Origin of the sequence: Hymenobacter sp. (assembly GCF_031398885.1) — a bacterium.
In the GTDB taxonomy this organism is placed as follows: Bacteria; Bacteroidota; Bacteroidia; order Cytophagales; family Hymenobacteraceae; genus Hymenobacter.
Genome location: NZ_JANNOD010000082.1, coordinates 42,529 through 57,889, shown reverse-complemented (window position 1 = coordinate 57,889; position 15,361 = coordinate 42,529). Strand labels below are relative to the sequence as shown.

The window sequence follows — 15,361 nt, the reverse complement described above, 5'->3', positions numbered from 1 at the left end:
CGATTCCTTTTGCTTTTCTTATGTTCTGGGCGACCCCCCAGCGGTGGGTGGGGGGGGCGGGGGGTGTGGTGTGCCGGTCGCGCCGCCGGCCTGGCGCCCCTGCGCTCACGGCCGCACCACGCGACTACACCTACGATGGCACGTTCGAGGGCCTGCTCACGGTGCTGTTCACCGTCTACGACTGGCGGGCGGCGCCCAACAGCATCCAGCCCGCCGCCGTGGCCCAAACCGGCCTGTTTGCCCAGCCGGCGCACCGGGAGACTGACGAAGCTTTGGCCGCCCGCGTGTGGGACGGCCTGCTGCGCACCATGGACCAGGAGGCCCGTGCCCGCCTCTACCACGTGTTTCTGAGCGAGGACGCGGACCGGGAGCTGCTCATCTTCCGCTATGTGGATTTGGCCCTGCGCGCGGCTCGCGACATTTCCGAAAACTACGCCAACGCCGACGTGCGCCGCATTCAGCGCCTGGCCCAGCAGATGTTCCGCGAGAAGCACCGCATGGAAGCTTTCGTGCGCTTCGAGAAAACTGCCGACGGGCTGTTTCACGCCACCATCGACCCCGATTTCGACGTGCTGCCGCTCATCGCCGCCCATTTCACCAAGCGCTACGCCGACCAGCGCTGGCTGATTTATGACCGGCGCCGCCACTATGGTTTGTATTATGACCTCATGCGCACCGACGTGGTGCGGTTCGAGGTGAACCAGCCCGCCGCATCCACCGATATTTCGGCCACCGTGCTCGATGAGCGGGAGCCGCTGTTCAAGCTGCTATGGCAGTCGTATTTCGACCACGTCAATATCCCGGAGCGCAAAAACCTGAAGCTGCACCGCCGCCACATGCCGCTGCGCTACTGGAAGTACCTGAGCGAGAAACAGCCGCGCGAAACGCGCTTCGTGCCCATCCAGAACAAGCGCCCGCCGGGTGAAGCCCCGGCAGTTTTGCCGTAGGGCGGACTTTGCGAGTCTGTACGCGCCGGCCTTGCCGCCGGTCAAGTCCGGGTCCCGAGTACACCCATCTCCCAAAGCACCGTTACTTTGTGCCGGCACTATTTGGGGCAACGACTGACTGCCGCGGCCAGTGCTTTGGCATCATCGCAAGCAAAGTTTATGGGTAGCATTCTGGTTTTTGGGGCCTCCGGGCAATTGGGACAATGCCTGGCCCACGTGGCGCGGGAAAGGGGCACGGCGGGACTGGTGTTGCTGCCCGAGGCGGAGGCTAACATTCTTGACCCCGCCGGGCTGGCGGCGCTGTTTGCGCAGCACCGGCCGACTTATTGCATCAACTGCGCCGCCTACACGGCCGTGGACAAGGCCGAAGATGAAATACAGCTGGCCCGCAAAATCAACCGCGACGGCGTGGAAAACTTGGCCCGGCTGTGCGGGGAGTTTGGCACAACGCTCATTCAGATTTCGACCGATTTCGTGTTCGCCGGCACCGGCAACCAGCCCCTGCTCGAAACCGACGAAACGGCGCCCATCAGCGCCTACGGCCTCACCAAGCTGGAAGGCGAGCAGGTGGTACCGGCCCATACGAGCCAGTACTTTATTCTGCGGACCAGTTGGCTGTACTCCGAGTACGCCAACAACTTCGTGAAGACCATGCTCCGGCTGGGCCGCGAGCGCGACGAGTTGCGCGTCATCTGGGACCAGGCCGGCACACCGACTTACGCCATCGACCTGGCGGGTTGCATCCTCACCATTATTGAAACCCAGAATCAACAGTACGGTCTTTACCACTACAGCAACGAGGGCGTCACTTCCTGGTACGACTTCACGGCGGCCATCTTCGAGCTGAGCCAGACAAAGGCCAAGATAACGCCCATCCGCACGGCCGAATACCCCACCAAGGCCACCCGCCCCGCATACTCGGTCATGGACAAGACCAAGGCCAAAACCCAGTTGGGCGTGGTCATTCCGCATTGGCGCACCAGCTTGGCGGTGTGCCTGAGACGGTTGGCCGAGCAGGGCTAGCGCGCCAATACCGTCGCCGGTCGGCCGGTATTTGACCCTTCCGGCAGTTGTACCTCGGTTCTGCCGTCGACGGTGAAGCGCTTTTCGGTGAGGGTGCGACAATTGCAACCGCCCTCGCCTTCTTTGAAAACGTGAACTACGTCGTCAATGGCATACACCCGTTCAGCTGCCGGCACAACTATGCGGTAGCTAAACGGCACGCCCGGTTGGGCGTATACTGACATCGTAATTCGGCCGATGGGAGGTGTGGGCGACGGGTAAAGCTGCAACGAACGCGAAGCCGCCCCGGAAGTACCAGGCCGGACCTGCCGGGACGTGTCGGGAACGCCTCGGAAGCCCGGCTGCCCATACGTCACCACGTACACCGACTGCAGTTCGGCGCGACGGAAGCCCGTACCGCCCACGCTGTCGGGGGAAAAAGCGAAGGTGAGAAAACTGGTGTCCGTCGATTCAACGCAGTCGAAGCAGCAGCCGGTCAAATTAACGCTGGCGAGCAGTAGTGCAACTGCAATAACACCTAATGGTCGGAGCATAATAGACGCAGGGCGGAGAAGAACCGCGGCCTTAATATAGTGCGACAAGCCCGCACAATGCCCAAGCACCGTTCCAACGGTGTGGACGCGGCTACGCCAATGCCCCGCTGGGGTTTTCTTGTCCATACAGCCGGCTAGCCAGCAGCGCGGCCAGTGCCAAAGCCCCGCCCACTGCGCACACGCCCGGCCAGCCGCCGTGCGTCCAGGCCAGCCCGCCCAGCACCGAGCCCACCGAGCCGCCGATGAAATAGGCCGTCATGTACACCGTGTTCAGGCGGCTGCGGGCCTCGGGTACCAGTGAGAAAATCAAGGATTGGTTGGAGACGTGGGTGGCCTGCACGCCCACGTCGAGCAGCAGCACGCCCACCACCAGCCCCGCCACGTGCCCGCCGCCGAAGCCCAGCACGGCGTAGGCCGCCAGCGCCAGCGCAATGCCCAACGCCACCGTGTAGGCCGGGCCGCGGGCATCAGCCGTCTTGCCGGCCAGCGGCGCAGCCAGGGCCCCAAACGCCCCAATCAAGCCAAAAAAACCGGCCACGTCGCTCCCGTACCCAAAGGACGGGCCTTCGAGGTAAAACGCCAGCGTGGTCCAGAACACGCTGAACGCCGCGAACAGGCAGGCGCCCACCAATGCCGCCCGCCGCAACGGCGCCTGCTCGCGGGTGAGGGTAAGTAGCGACTTCATCAGCGAAGCGTAGGAGCCGGTGAACGTGGGCCGGTCGGTGGGCAGCTTCCAGGCCAGCAGGGCCACGAGCAGTACCATGAGCCCCGCGCCCAACTCGAACATGGTGCGCCAGCCGAAGTGTGCCCCCACGTAGCCGCTCACCGCGCGCGAAAGCAGAATGCCGACGAGCAGCCCGCTCATCACGCGGCCCACAATGCGGCCCCGGCTGGCTGCCGGCGCCAAGTGCGCGGCCAGGGGCACCAGCAGTTGCGGCACCGCCGAAAGCAGGCCCAGCAGCACGCTGGCCCCCGCCAGCACCGCGAAGCTGGGCGCCCACGCCGCCAGCGCCAGGCACCCGGCGGCCCCCAGCAGCATGAGCAGCACCAGGCGCTTGCGCTCCAGCATGTCGCCCAGCGGCACCACGAACAACATGCCCAGCGTATAGCCCACCTGCGTGGCCGTGGCCACGAGGCTGGCGCCGCTGTCCGAAAGGTGAAACGTGCGGCCAATGGCGGCCAGCAGCGGCTGGTTGTAATAAATGTTGGCCACCACCAGGCCGCAGGTCGCGGCCATCAGCCACACCAACCCCGGGCTTAGCGGCTGCGGTGGAATTGGCTCAGCCGGGGTTGAAAGGGGGAAAGCCGCGGTACCGTGGGCGGATGAGCGGGTATTGTCAATTAAGAATTCTTTCATGTAAACCAGCGGGCCGGGGCCAGGAGCGGCCCGCAGTGGGCCCCAACAGAGCAACGCGCGCAATGGTTACGCCCGCCACAACCCGCCGCCCAACCTTGCGTTCACACGGGGCATGAGCCGAGGGTTTACCAAAGAAGACGACGCGCAGACGCCGCCCATTATTCCGCCCCGGGCCGCGCTGCCGGCCGGCACGCCCAACTACGTCACGCCCCGCGGCCTGGAGCTGTTGCGCGCCGAGCTGGCAGCCCTCGAAGCCGAGCGCGCCCAGGCCGAGGCTAACCACGACAACGACACCGACCGCACCCACCGGCTCTCGCTCTACAACGGCCGCATTGCGTTGCTCACCGAGCGGCTGGGCAGCGCGAAAGTGGTAGACCCCGCCGGCCAGCCGGCCCGGGAAGTGCGGTTTGGCGCCACCGTCACGCTGCGCACGGTGGCGGGCGGAAAAGCAGGCTTGGAGCGGAAATTTACCATTGTGGGCGTCGACGAGGCCGCCGTGGCGGAGGGGCGGGTGGCCTTCGTGGCGCCCCTGGCGCGGGCCGTGCAGGGTGCCAAGCTGGGGGCTGCCGTGGCGCTGAAACTGGGGCCGAAGGAAGAAGTGGTGGAAGTAGCCAGCATCGCCTACGGGGCGTAATTTTGGCCGCCGTGCTACCACAGGCGGCTTTGATTCTGCGCCATGATTGTTTACAAATCGACCGACTGGTGGGAGGCCCTGCGCCACCTGCGCTCCTCGCCCATCATTCGCCTGCTGCTGAAGCGGGTGCTGCTGGTGGGCCTCTACGCCGCGGCCCTAACGGCCGGCTCGGCGTATTATTCGCAGCTCACCATCACCGTTGACAAGGAGTTTTTTTCCTTCCTGGGCATCATGCTCAGCCTGCTGCTGGTGTTTCGGACCAATACGGCCTACGACCGGTTTTACGAAGGCCGCCGCCTGTGGGGCCAGCTTGTGAACAACTGCCGCAACCTGGCCGTGCTGCTCCACGCCCGCCTGCCGGCCGCCGACCGCGCCCACCGCGCCTACCTGGCCGGGCTGCTCGCCAACTTCCCCATTGCCCTCGACGGCCACTTGCGCAAAGGCGTGAAGTTTCACAACATGGAGGAAGTCGAAGCCGGTTACCTCGAACAGCTGCGCCTCGTCAACCACGTGCCCCTGCGTATTGCCGCCCAGCTGCAGGAATTTTACGAGCGGTTGCTGGCGCAGGAGCTGCTTCTGCCCACCCACCTCATCACCATTCAGCGCCACCACGAAGCCTTGCTCGACGTGGCCGGCGCCTGCGAGCGCATCCAGAAAACGCCCATCCCTTTTTCCTACAGCTATTTTATCAAAGGATTTATCACGGTATTCATCCTCATCATGCCGTTCAACCTGCTTGACACCTACCAGCTGCTGGCCATTCCCGTCACCATGTTCGGGGCCTACGCGCTGCTGGGCGTGGAGATGATAGGCGATGAAATCGAGGACCCGTTCGGCAAGGACAGCAACGACCTCCCGCTCACTCAAATGGCCAACCGCATCCGGGCCGACGTGCACGAGGTGCTGGGCGTGGCGCTGCACGAAGACGTGCGCGCCCTGGCCGACGCGCCGTACAGCGTGGTGTTTTGAGGAATTAAAAATTGAGAATTAAAAATTAAAAATGGCTCTTCGGTAGTGCTCATTTTTAATTTTTAATTGTTACCTACGCCACCATCTGCTTTTTATAAGCGCCCGGCGTCACGCCCTCGTATTTTTTAAACAGGGCCTGGAAGTAGGAGAGGTTGTTGAAGCCGGCCCGCAGGCAGACCTCGGCCACGCTGGCCAGCGGGTGGCGCAGCAGGCGCTTGGCTTCGCGCAGCCGCTCGCGGATGATGAACTCGACCGGCGTGAGGCCGAACTCGCGCTTGAACAGGCGGAAGAATGTGGCCTTGCTCATGCAGGCCAGGGCGCTGAGCTTGTCGATGGTCAGGCTCTCGGCCAGGTGCTGCCGGATGTAGCTGACCACGGCGGCGAAGCGGTGGGTGGTCAGGTGCCGGGCGTAGTCGTGGAAGATGAGCTGGCGGGCCTGCGTTTGCATGAGGCGCACCAGCAGCTCCTGCAGGGTGAAGCCGGCCAGCAGGTCCTTGTTGGCGTCGGTGGCGCGCGACACGGCCACGAGGCGCTCCAGGGTGCCGGTGAGCTCGGGGGTGTTGGTGAGGTGGGCGTGCTCGGGGCCGGCCAGGGCCCAGGGCGTGTGCGTTTCCACGCGCGGGTACCGCTCGTTGAGCAGGTCCACGGTGTGGCGGATGGTGTCCGGCGCAATGGCCACGGCCAGGCACTGGGTGGGCTGGCAGAGGCAGGCGTCCGGAAAGTCGATTTCCATCAGCTCGTTCTTGTCCACCACCACCGACTCGCCGGGCAGGTAGTCGAAGGCGGCGCGGCCGGGCAGGTGCATCACCTTTTTGCCGCGCAGCATGGTGGTCAGGGCCAGGCCGTCGAGGCGCAGGGGCACGCGGTAGGCGGCGCGGTGGGTTTCAAACACGTTGAGCTCGAACCCGTCGAGGGCGTAAACCGTCCGGTTTTCGACCAGTGAGTGCAGGCAGTCGAAGGCGAGCGGGGCAATGGCGGCGGGCAGGTGGACGCGGGAAGGCATCATGGGTGGGAGGTTGGGTTAGAAGGGCAGAGAGAGGAGGAAAAAAGAACGTCATGCCGGGCGCGGCCGAGGCATCTTGCGGGGGGGAGTACTTCAATCGTTCAACGAGGCGGGCGAGATGCCTCGGCTGCGTCCGGCATGACGCGCTGGTGCATCCATCCCGCTCCACAAGTTGCGATTATTTCCGCAGTCTTTAAGACAATACCACAACCGGCGAAAAGGTTAATGAAAGAACTTTACCTCGTTCCAACCCCACTCAACCCTTAACCTTTTCCCAACGTCATGGCTGAAACCCTCGAAGAAACCACCACCGTGGTGGCCCGCCCCAAATTCAAGTCCCATTACGACAACTTCATCGGCGGCAAATGGGTGGCCCCGGTGAAGGGCCAGTATTTTGACAACCCCTCGCCCATCGACGGCAAGGCTTTTTGTAAAGTGGCCCGCAGCACCAAGGAAGACATCGAGCTGGCCCTGGACGCCGCCCACGAAGCCTTCGCCACCTGGAAGCACACCTCGCCCACCACGCGCAGCAACATGCTGCTCAAGATTGCCGACATCATGGAAGCCAACCTGGCCCACCTCGCCGCCGTGGAATGCGTCGAGAACGGCAAGGCCATCCGCGAGACCATGGCGGCCGACCTGCCGCTGGCCATCGACCACTTCCGCTACTTTGCGGGCGTGATTCGGGCCGAGGAAGGCTCGGCCACCGAGCTGAACCAGGACACCCTCTCGCTCGTGATTCAGGAGCCGCTGGGCGTGATTGGCCAGATTATTCCCTGGAATTTCCCGCTGCTGATGGCCACCTGGAAAATTGCCCCGGCCCTGGCCGCCGGCAACTGCGTGGTGGTGAAGCCCGCCGAGCAAACCCCGGCCAGCATCATGGTGCTCATGGAGCTGATTCAGGACGTGGTGCCCGCCGGCGTGCTCAACGTCGTGAACGGCTTCGGCCTGGAAGCCGGCAAGCCCCTGGCCAGCAACAAGCGCGTGCAGAAGGTGGCCTTCACCGGCGAAACCACCACCGGCCGCCTCATTCTGCAGTACGCCGCCGAGAACATTATCCCCGTCACCATGGAGCTGGGCGGCAAGTCGCCCAACATCTTCACCAAGTCGGTGATGGACCACGACGACGACTTCCTCGACAAGGCCATTGAGGGCGCCGTGATGTTCTGCCTCAACCAGGGCGAAATCTGCACCTGCCCCTCGCGGCTGCTGGTGCACGAGGACATCTACGACGCCTTCATTGCCCGCGTCATCGAGCGGGTGAAGGCCGTGAAGCTGGGCAACCCCCTGGACCCGAGCACGATGATGGGCGCCCAGGCCTCGAACGACCAATTCGAGAAAATCCTGAGCTACCTTGAAATCGGCAAGGCCGAGGGCGCCGAGGTGCTGGTGGGCGGCGAAGCCTACACGCAACAGGACGGCGCGCTAGCCGAGGGCTACTACATCCAGCCCACCATCTTCCGGGGCCACAACAAAATGCGCATCTTTCAGGAGGAAATCTTCGGCCCGGTGCTGTCCGTGACTACTTTCAAGGATAACGACGAGGCCATCGAAATCGCCAACGACACGCTCTACGGCCTCGGCGCCGGCCTCTGGAGCCGCGACGCGCACGAGCTGTACCAGATGCCCCGCGCCATCCAAGCCGGCCGCGTGTGGGTGAACTGCTACCACGACTACCCCGCCGGCGCCCCCTTCGGCGGCTACAAGGCCTCCGGCTTCGGCCGCGAGAACCACAAGATGATGCTCAACCACTACCGCCAGAGCAAGAACATGCTCATCAACTACAGCCAGCAGAAGCTGGGCTTCTTCTAAGCCAGTTGCAGTCGTAAAAAGAACGTCATGCTGAGCGTAGCCGAAGCATCTCTACCACGCCGTTAGGTGGAATAATCCATCGAAGTGGGAGAGATGCTTCGACAGGCTCAGCATGACGTTCTGCTTTTTGCGTACCGCCATCTATTCGCTCATTCACACTTTGAAAAGATGCCCACTCCCCGCGTATTAGTAACCCAAGCCGCCGAAGCCACCATCGACCTGTTGCGCGACGAAAACGGCCCGCTCATGTTCCACCAAAGCGGCGGGTGCTGCGACGGCTCCTCGCCCATGTGCTTCGCCAAGGGCGAATTTCGCATCGGCGGCAACGACGTGTGGCTGGGCCAGATTCACGGCTGCGACTTCTTCATGAGCACCAGCCAGTTCGAGTACTGGCAGCACACCCAGCTCACGGTGGACGTCACCAAAGGCCGGGGGGCCAGCTTCTCGCTGGAAATCCCGCTTGGCGTGCGCTTCCTGATTCGCTCGCGCTTGTTTACCGAGGAAGAGTCCAAGGACATGGCGCCGGTGCAGGAAGGCGAGGAGTACCTGGAGCAGCAAGCCGCAGCGTAGAGACGCAACGTTTTGCGTCTCGTCGTTCGCGCCGTTCGGGAGATGTTCAGGCATTGCTGTTCAACGACGAGACGCAAAATGTTGCGTCTCTACGCCGGTCTAAGAACCTATCCGAAAAATAAATCACCCGTCATGCCGAGCGCAGCCGAGGCATCTCGCCCGCTTCGTTGAACCGCCCTGACGGCACCAGCGAGATGCCTCGGCTGCGCTCGGCATGACGCCCTTTTTGCAGGAAGCATATTTCTCGGGTAGGTTCTAAATGTAAAAAAGGCCTGTCCATTACGGATAGGCCTTTTTTTATTCCTAATAGATTAGCTATTTCACCGCTGTCTTGCTCACCAGCGTCACCGTTTTGGGGTCGATGGTGATTTCCTGGAGGCGCGTGGCTACGGCCGGGGTCATGCTTTCCTGGTAGCGGCCTTTGAGGTGCGCGGCCAGGAATTTTTCGGACGCGGCCAGCATGGCTAGGTTGTTCACGGGGCGGGCGAAGCCGTGGCCTTCGTCGGGGGCACAGATGTATTGCACGGGGTAGTTGCGGTCGCGCAGGGCCACCACAATCTGGTCGGCTTCGGCCTTGTTCACGCGCGGGTCGTTGGCGCCCTGCACCACCAGGAGCGGGGTTTTGATTTTAGCGGCCGCCGTCAGCGGCGACTGCCGCGCGAGCTGGGCCTTGCCGGCTTCGGTGGTGGGGTCGCCCATGCGGGCGTACATCTGCTTGCGGCCCGCTTCCCAGTACGGCGGAATGGCGTTGAGCAAAGTCATCAGGTTGGAGGGCGCCACGATGGCTACGCCCGCGGCGTAGAGGTCGGGCGTGAACGCGACGCCGGCCAGCGTGGCGTAGCCGCCGTACGAGCCGCCCATAATGCCCACGCGCTTGGGGTCGGCCAGGCCCTGGGCCACCAGGTACTTCACGCCCCAGGTCAGGTCGTCCTGCATTTTCTGGCCCCATTCGTTGTTGCCGGCGTTCAAAAACTGCTTGCCGTAGCCGGTACTGGCCCGGAAGTTGGGCGAGAGCACGGCATAGCCGCGGTTGGCCAGGAACTGATGGTAGGCGTTGAAGCCGTAGGTGTCGCGGGCCCAGGGGCCGCCGTGCGGGAAAATGACGACGGGCAGGTTCTTGGCGGCCACGCCCTTGGGCAAAGTCAGGTAAGCCGAAATCTCCAGGCCGTCCGACGACTTGTAGCGCACCACTTTCATGTCGGCCAGGTCGGCGGCCCGGAGCTTGGGCCGGGTTTCGTATTGCTTGGTGAGCTGCTTGGTCTGGCGGTCGAACAGGTAGGCCACGCTGGGCTGGGTAGCCGAGCTGGCCGCGAGCAGCCACAGCCGCTCGTCGGCGGTGTGCGACACCGGGTTCACGTCGAGGCCGGGCAGCTGCCCGCTCACGGCCTTGAAATCCTGCTCAAACGCCGGGTCCTTCCACACGCGGCGCATCCGGTCGTCCTCGAAAGTTACGAACATCGGCTCGTGGGTTTTCTCCGATATTTCCAGGCCGCCCACGTCCACGCGCTTCAGCGGGTCGGTCTGGTAAGGGGTTTCCTGGCCGGTGGCGGGGTCGAGCAGCACGATTTCAGCCAGGTTGCGGGCCTGGCCCCGGTCGGTGACCAGGTACACGCGCTGGTTGTCTTTAGCGAAGCCGGCTACGTAGCTCTGCTCATCAATTGACGTTTTGTAGCACGGCGTCAGCTTGTCGCCCTCCACCCGCAGCCACTCGGTGCTGCCGTCCGGGTTCGCGCGCGAAGCCAGCCGCAGCTGGTCGTTCCAGTCGAACACCCAGCCGCCGAGGCGGTCGGTGTTCTGGCGCACCAGGGTTTTTTCGCCGGTGGTCAGGTTCAGCTTGTAGAGGTCGTGCCAGGCCTTGTCGCGGTCGTTGAGGCCGATGTAGAGCGTGTTGGGGTCGGTGAGCGGGTCGTTGATGATTTGCACCCGCACGCCTTTCAGCCCGGTGAGGTCGCGGGCGGCGGGCACGGGCTGGCCGGCGGGCAGGGTTTCGGCCGGGTTCACGGCGTAGATGTTGAAGTTCTCGTCGCCGCCCTTGTCCTGGCTGTAGAGCAGGTACTTGCCGTCGCGGCTCCAGAAGTAGCCGCGCACCGGGCGGGCTTGGTCGTTGGTCATGGGTCGAGCCTTGTCGAAGGGCTCGCTCAGGCCCTTCACCCAAATGTTGCGGGTGCCGTTGTAGGGCTTGATGAAGGAGAGAAACTTGCCGTCGGGCGAGAGCTGGGCGCCCGAAATCTCGGGGTCGCCAAACAGCAGGTCCCGGTCGATGAGCGCCGGCTGAGGGCCGGTTTTGGAAGCTTGCGCCGCGCTTGGTTGCGGAGTGGCCAGAGCGAGGAACAGGCCCAAGCTCAAAAACAAATGTCTCATAGTCAAGCAGAAGAAAAAGTGAAAGTATGGTCCTAAAGTAAACAAAAAAGACCGCGCAGCCAGGGCCGCACGGTCACTGCTTGCGCGCTTTTCAACGGGCCACTGGCTTTTCGTAATTCTACTGTTCCTGAAAATGATACAAGAACGTAATGACGCCCGTGTACGCGGGCTTTTTGGCCTCCTGAACTTCCAGGGTCACGCCCAAGCGGGCCTTGGCAATGCCGCGCAGGTTAACCACCGACAGCAGGGTGGCGCGCAGGCGCACAGCGCTGTCCACCGTCACGGCCTGATTGAATCGTAAACTTTCAATTTCGTAGTTGACCTGCATTTTGAGGTTCTCAATGGCTACAATTTGCTGCCAGAGATAGGGCAGCAGCGCCACCGTGAGGTAGCCGTGGGCAATGGTGGCCTGGAACGGCGACTCGGCGTGGGCTCGCTCGGCGTCGACGTGTATCCATTGATGGTCGAAGGTGGCGGCCGCAAATTGGTTGATTTGCGCTTGCGTAACGGTATGGAACGGCGAGGTGCCCATTTCCTGACCAGTGCAGGCTTCGAGCTCGGCGAGGCTGCGAATTGTCAATTTACTCATGAATGGCTGGGCCGTTTTGGGGTGGGAGGGCCGCAAACATACGCGCCGGGCCTGGGGTTGCCGGCCGGGTGCAGACCTTTGCCGCATGGAACCCAAACGCTACCCGCGCCAGCTCTCGCGCGGGGCCAACAACGCCGTTATTGCCCTGTCCGAAATAGAAAATTGGACGACCCCTTCCCTGGCTCACAGCTCCGCCACCTGCAGCTGGATGTCGACGTTGCGGCCGTGGTCGTCGGCGCAGGAGATTTTTACTGACCCGCGGGGTGGCCGGAAAAACACCCGCTCGGTGGCCGCGGCGACCCGCAGGAACCGGTCGTTTACGTACCAGAACACCTGGCGCACCTCGCTGCCCGCCGCGCAGCTGAGCAGCAGTTGCTGTTGTTCGCCGCGGTCGAGCACGTACTCGGCGTGGTCGAGCGGGGAGGTGATGGCCAGGGCCGGGCCCGCGCCGTCGTCGCGGCCCCGCACCAGGCGGCACGCGGGGTTGTGCGCCGGCAGGCGGGTGGTGGGCAGCCCCTGGGTTTCGCGAAACGCCAGCACCTCCGGCAGCGGGTTGGGAAAGAGCTGCCGCCGAAAGCCGGCCGCCGGCACGCAGGCCCGGCAATAGGCCACCGCGCCATCGGCCGAAACCAGCGCTTCCCGCTGGTGCTCGCAGCGCCGGGCCGACGAGGTGCCGGGCAGGTAGTAGTCGATGAGCTGGTTGGGGCAGTGCTCGCCGGGCACGAGGCCGGTTTCGGCGCACACCAGCCGGAAGTCCAGGCTGGCGGGGGGCGGGGCCCAGCGGTTGGGCGAGTTGTAGGCCAGGGCGTTGAACAGGTCGAAGAGCAGGGGCGAGGCCACGTCGGCCCCGGTCAGGGCCGGGCTGCCCTGGCCGCTGAAGTTGCCCACCCACACGCCGATGGTGTAGTCGCGGTTGTAGCCGATGCTCCAGGCGTCGCGCCGGCCGTAGCTGGTGCCGGTTTTCCAGGCAATTTTGGGCAGGTGCCGGCTGCCCTCGTAGCCCATCGGCAGGTCGGGCCGGGCGCGCTGGGCCAGCATGTCGGTGATGAGAAAGGCGGCGGCGGGAGAGAAAAGGGAATTAAAAATTAAAAATGAAGAATTAAAAATTTTCCCACCGGTATTACTTTTCTTAATTACCACTGCCCGTGACTCATTTTTAATTTTTAATTCTTCATTTTTAATTAATGACAAAGGCGCGTACCGTCCGCCATCCGCCAGCGCCGCGTACAGCCCCGTCAGCTCCTCCAGCGTGGTGCCGCAGCCGCCCAGCACGGTGCTCAGCCCGAGCTGCGGCGCGGCGCGGGCCACGCTGCGGAAGCCGGCGGCCCGCAGCTTGTCGGTGAACTGGCTCACCCCGACTTCGGCCAGCACGCGCACGGCCGGGATGTTGAGCGAGTAGGTTAGGGCCCGCTCCACGGTTACTTCGCCAGCGCAGCTCTTGTCGAAGTTCTCGGGCCGGAAGCCGCTGAAGTTGGTGGGCACGTCGGGCAGCTTCAGCTTGGGCGTGACGAGGCCGCGGTCCAGCGCCAGGGCGTACAGAAACGGCTTGAGCGTACTGCCCGGCGAGCGCACGGCCCGCACCCCGTCGACCTGCCCGGCCCCGGCCGCGTCCTGAAAATCGGCGGAGCCCACGTAAGCCTCCACGGCGCGGGTGCGATTGTTCACGACCAGCACGGCGGCCTGCGAGATGCCCAGCCCGCGCAGGCGGCGCACGTAGTTGCGGGTCAGGTCCTCGGCCTGGGCCTGGGGGCCGCGCCGCAGCGTGGACCGGATGATGGCCCGGCCGGGAAACTGCGTCACCAGCCGCCGCGCCAGGTGCGGGGCCAGCGCGGGCGCGGCGTGGCGCCGCACGTCGAGCGGCTCGGCCAGGGCGTCGGCAATGTCCTGGTCGGGGAACAGGTGCCGCCGCTGAAACTGCCGCAGCCAGCGGTTGCGCTCCCGGCGCACGGCCGCGTTGTTGCGGCCCAGCACCAGCCCGCGCGGGCGGTTCGGAATGATGGCCAGCGTCACGGTCTGGGCCAGCGAGAGGTAGTCGGGCGGCTGCTGAAAGTAGAGCAGGGCCGCCGATTTCACGCCTTCCACGTTGCCGCCGTAGGGCACCAGGTTCAGGTAGAGCTGCAGGATTTCGGCCTTGCTGTAATGAAGTTCGAGTTGGGTGGCGCGCAGCATTTCGAGCAGCTTGTTGCCGAAGGTGCGTTCCTTGGGCTCCAGTAGCCGGGCCACCTGCATGGTGATGGTGCTGGCCCCGGTGGTGCGGCCCGTGCCCCAGAGGTTGCGCCCCGCTGCCTGCACCAGCGCCAGCGGATTCACCCCGAAGTGCCAGTAAAACCACCGGTCTTCTTTCTCAATGATGGTGGTGCGCAGCGCGGGCGTGATGTCGCGCAGCTCGGTTTTCATACGCCACTTCTGGGTGGGGTTGAGGTAGGCATGTAGTACGGTGCCGTCGGCGGCCAGCACGATGGGCGAGTAGCGCGGGGCCGGCGGGAGGGGAAACGCCGAGTTGAGCAATACAGCCAGCGGTGCGAGCCCGCACAGTCCCCAACCGGTGCGCCGCAACCGGCGCCGGCTGGGAGCAGCGGGCCAGCAGTGACCCATGAGCCGACGGATAGCCTCAAAGGCCATTGCTTTCTCTGCTTGGGTGAGTGGTTCGCGCCCGGCGCTTGCAAATTACGCGGCTGCCATTACACCGCCAGTTCCGGCATCTGCCAACGACGGCCCAGTAACTTGAGTATGGTACGTCGCCAGCCGGGCAGGTTGCGATAGGCCAGCTCGGCCACGTGCAGGCCGGCGAGGTTCAGGCTCGTAGCGCGCTCGTAGAGCTCGTCGAGCGGCCGGCCGGCGTAGGTTGAGAACACCCGCGCGAGCACGGGCCGGGCCGCTTTCAGGTTCCAGTAGTGCAACACGTAAGGCGCAGCTTCGCCGATAGGCCCATCGAGGGCAAAGCGCAGGCTGAAGGCCAGTTGCTCCATCATATGCTTGTCGTAGGCGGCGTAGAGCTGGTCGGCCAGAGCCAGCACTTCCGGTAACTGGGCCGCCACGGGGCTGGCGAAACCAATGACGCCGGAGTTGTAAAGCAGGGTGCTGGGATTGACGCGCACGGACTGGTTGCCCGCTGTAAAAACACGGTTTTTCAAGTGCCGATACACCTTGCGGCTTAAGACGTTGCCGGTAGCCAGTTGACCTTCGCTAACGTGCAGGATGCGCTGGCCCCGCGCCAGCTGTGCAAACAGCGGCGCTGGGTCGCGCTGCCAAATAGTATCAGTGTCGACGAATAACAGGTTGCCGGGGTAATGCTCGGCCGCGTGGGCCAGCACTCCGATTTTGAGCAGGTATACCTTGTTGCTGCTGCCGCGCCACACCTGCCATTGGGCAGGTGTCACGACGGGGTAGTAGATTTCGGGCCGGGTGCCAAGGTTCCTGGTGAAGGCATCCGGTGCGTCGGTGTAAATCAGAATTTGCACCGGGCTGGCAGCCACTTTGTAGTAGGAAAGCAGGCTGTAAAATGCTTCCGCGTGCAGTTCAGCGGGGCCGTAAGCCAAGTAAATCAACGAATTCATGGCGCA

Annotated in this window: 13 protein-coding genes; 6 read left to right on the top strand and 7 right to left on the bottom strand. The window is 63.9% G+C overall.

Annotated elements, in window-relative coordinates; all coding sequences use genetic code 11:
- Window positions 1–20: 20 nt before the first annotated feature.
- Entirely contained in the window at window positions 21–947 is a 927-nt protein-coding gene (locus RMO51_RS15970; RefSeq protein WP_310396273.1) for a TIGR03915 family putative DNA repair protein, read from the top strand.
- Between the two features lie 159 nt (window positions 948–1,106).
- Window positions 1,107–1,970: a dTDP-4-dehydrorhamnose reductase gene (rfbD, locus tag RMO51_RS15965; RefSeq protein ID WP_310396271.1), complete on the top strand. Its 864-nt coding sequence runs from the start codon at window positions 1,107–1,109 to the stop codon at window positions 1,968–1,970.
- Here rfbD and RMO51_RS15960 read toward each other — a convergent pair.
- Together RMO51_RS15960 and RMO51_RS15955 are read right to left on the bottom strand one after the other, a co-directional pair.
- Window positions 1,967–2,503: a hypothetical protein gene (locus RMO51_RS15960; RefSeq protein ID WP_310396268.1), complete on the bottom strand. Its 537-nt coding sequence runs from the start codon at window positions 2,501–2,503 to the stop codon at window positions 1,967–1,969. The two genes, rfbD and RMO51_RS15960, sit on opposite strands and share 4 nt — an antisense overlap.
- A gap of 91 nt (window positions 2,504–2,594) precedes the next feature.
- Window positions 2,595–3,740 carry an MFS transporter gene (locus RMO51_RS15955; RefSeq protein WP_310396267.1) on the bottom strand — a complete coding sequence of 382 codons (1,146 nt, stop codon included), beginning with the start codon at window positions 3,738–3,740 and terminating at the stop codon, window positions 2,595–2,597.
- Between the two features lie 232 nt (window positions 3,741–3,972).
- Between RMO51_RS15955 and RMO51_RS15950 the strand changes: the two genes are divergently transcribed.
- Together RMO51_RS15950 and RMO51_RS15945 are read left to right on the top strand one after the other, a co-directional pair.
- On the top strand, window positions 3,973–4,494 hold the full coding sequence (locus tag RMO51_RS15950) for a GreA/GreB family elongation factor (protein WP_310396265.1): 522 nt from the start codon (window positions 3,973–3,975) through the stop codon (window positions 4,492–4,494).
- A gap of 42 nt (window positions 4,495–4,536) precedes the next feature.
- A complete protein-coding gene (locus RMO51_RS15945; protein ID WP_310396263.1) occupies window positions 4,537–5,463 on the top strand; it encodes a bestrophin family ion channel in 927 nt (308 codons plus the stop codon).
- Between the two features lie 73 nt (window positions 5,464–5,536).
- Here the strand turns inward: RMO51_RS15945 and RMO51_RS15940 are convergent, their stop codons facing one another.
- Window positions 5,537–6,469, bottom strand: coding sequence for an AraC family transcriptional regulator (locus RMO51_RS15940; RefSeq protein ID WP_310396261.1), 933 nt, complete (start codon window positions 6,467–6,469; stop codon window positions 5,537–5,539).
- Between the two features lie 279 nt (window positions 6,470–6,748).
- Here RMO51_RS15940 and RMO51_RS15935 point away from each other — a divergent pair, with 279 nt between their 5' ends.
- Both RMO51_RS15935 and RMO51_RS15930 read left to right on the top strand, forming a co-directional pair.
- A complete protein-coding gene (locus RMO51_RS15935) occupies window positions 6,749–8,278 on the top strand; it encodes an aldehyde dehydrogenase family protein (RefSeq protein WP_310396260.1) in 1,530 nt (509 codons plus the stop codon).
- A 168-nt stretch (window positions 8,279–8,446) separates the two neighbouring features.
- Window positions 8,447–8,848, top strand: a complete 402-nt coding sequence (locus RMO51_RS15930; RefSeq protein WP_310396259.1) for a DUF779 domain-containing protein — start codon at window positions 8,447–8,449, stop codon at window positions 8,846–8,848.
- A 315-nt stretch (window positions 8,849–9,163) separates the two neighbouring features.
- Here the strand turns inward: RMO51_RS15930 and RMO51_RS15925 are convergent, their stop codons facing one another.
- From RMO51_RS15925 to RMO51_RS15910, 4 genes are all read right to left on the bottom strand, one after another.
- Window positions 9,164–11,209 (bottom strand): S9 family peptidase, encoded by a 2,046-nt coding sequence (locus RMO51_RS15925; RefSeq protein WP_310396258.1) that lies wholly within the window; start codon window positions 11,207–11,209, stop codon window positions 9,164–9,166.
- Window positions 11,210–11,327: 118 nt separating this feature from the next.
- Window positions 11,328–11,798: a MaoC family dehydratase gene (locus tag RMO51_RS15920; protein ID WP_310396256.1), complete on the bottom strand. Its 471-nt coding sequence runs from the start codon at window positions 11,796–11,798 to the stop codon at window positions 11,328–11,330.
- A gap of 183 nt (window positions 11,799–11,981) precedes the next feature.
- Complete coding sequence (gene pbpC, locus RMO51_RS15915; RefSeq protein WP_310396254.1) at window positions 11,982–14,393, bottom strand: penicillin-binding protein 1C; 2,412 nt, start codon at window positions 14,391–14,393, stop codon at window positions 11,982–11,984.
- An 86-nt stretch (window positions 14,394–14,479) separates the two neighbouring features.
- The gene (locus RMO51_RS15910; protein ID WP_310396253.1) at window positions 14,480–15,355 is read right to left on the bottom strand and encodes a hypothetical protein; all 876 of its coding nucleotides are present in this window, start codon (window positions 15,353–15,355) and stop codon (window positions 14,480–14,482) included.
- Between the last annotated feature and the right edge of the window lie 6 nt (window positions 15,356–15,361).

What these genes read in the sequence shown, in the direction of transcription:
- RMO51_RS15970 (WP_310396273.1), top strand. Translation starts at nt 21, where the DNA reads ATGTTCTGGGCGACCCCCCAGCGGTGGGTGGGGGGGGCGGGGGGTGTG.
- rfbD (WP_310396271.1), top strand. Translation starts at nt 1,107, where the DNA reads ATGGGTAGCATTCTGGTTTTTGGGGCCTCCGGGCAATTGGGACAATGC.
- RMO51_RS15960 (WP_310396268.1), bottom strand. Translation starts at nt 2,503, where the DNA reads ATGCTCCGACCATTAGGTGTTATTGCAGTTGCACTACTGCTCGCCAGC.
- RMO51_RS15955 (WP_310396267.1), bottom strand. Translation starts at nt 3,740, where the DNA reads ATGGCCGCGACCTGCGGCCTGGTGGTGGCCAACATTTATTACAACCAG.
- RMO51_RS15950 (WP_310396265.1), top strand. Translation starts at nt 3,973, where the DNA reads ATGAGCCGAGGGTTTACCAAAGAAGACGACGCGCAGACGCCGCCCATT.
- RMO51_RS15945 (WP_310396263.1), top strand. Translation starts at nt 4,537, where the DNA reads ATGATTGTTTACAAATCGACCGACTGGTGGGAGGCCCTGCGCCACCTG.
- RMO51_RS15940 (WP_310396261.1), bottom strand. Translation starts at nt 6,469, where the DNA reads ATGATGCCTTCCCGCGTCCACCTGCCCGCCGCCATTGCCCCGCTCGCC.
- RMO51_RS15935 (WP_310396260.1), top strand. Translation starts at nt 6,749, where the DNA reads ATGGCTGAAACCCTCGAAGAAACCACCACCGTGGTGGCCCGCCCCAAA.
- RMO51_RS15930 (WP_310396259.1), top strand. Translation starts at nt 8,447, where the DNA reads ATGCCCACTCCCCGCGTATTAGTAACCCAAGCCGCCGAAGCCACCATC.
- RMO51_RS15925 (WP_310396258.1), bottom strand. Translation starts at nt 11,209, where the DNA reads ATGAGACATTTGTTTTTGAGCTTGGGCCTGTTCCTCGCTCTGGCCACT.
- RMO51_RS15920 (WP_310396256.1), bottom strand. Translation starts at nt 11,798, where the DNA reads ATGAGTAAATTGACAATTCGCAGCCTCGCCGAGCTCGAAGCCTGCACT.
- pbpC (WP_310396254.1), bottom strand. Translation starts at nt 14,393, where the DNA reads ATGGGTCACTGCTGGCCCGCTGCTCCCAGCCGGCGCCGGTTGCGGCGC.
- RMO51_RS15910 (WP_310396253.1), bottom strand. Translation starts at nt 15,355, where the DNA reads ATGAATTCGTTGATTTACTTGGCTTACGGCCCCGCTGAACTGCACGCG.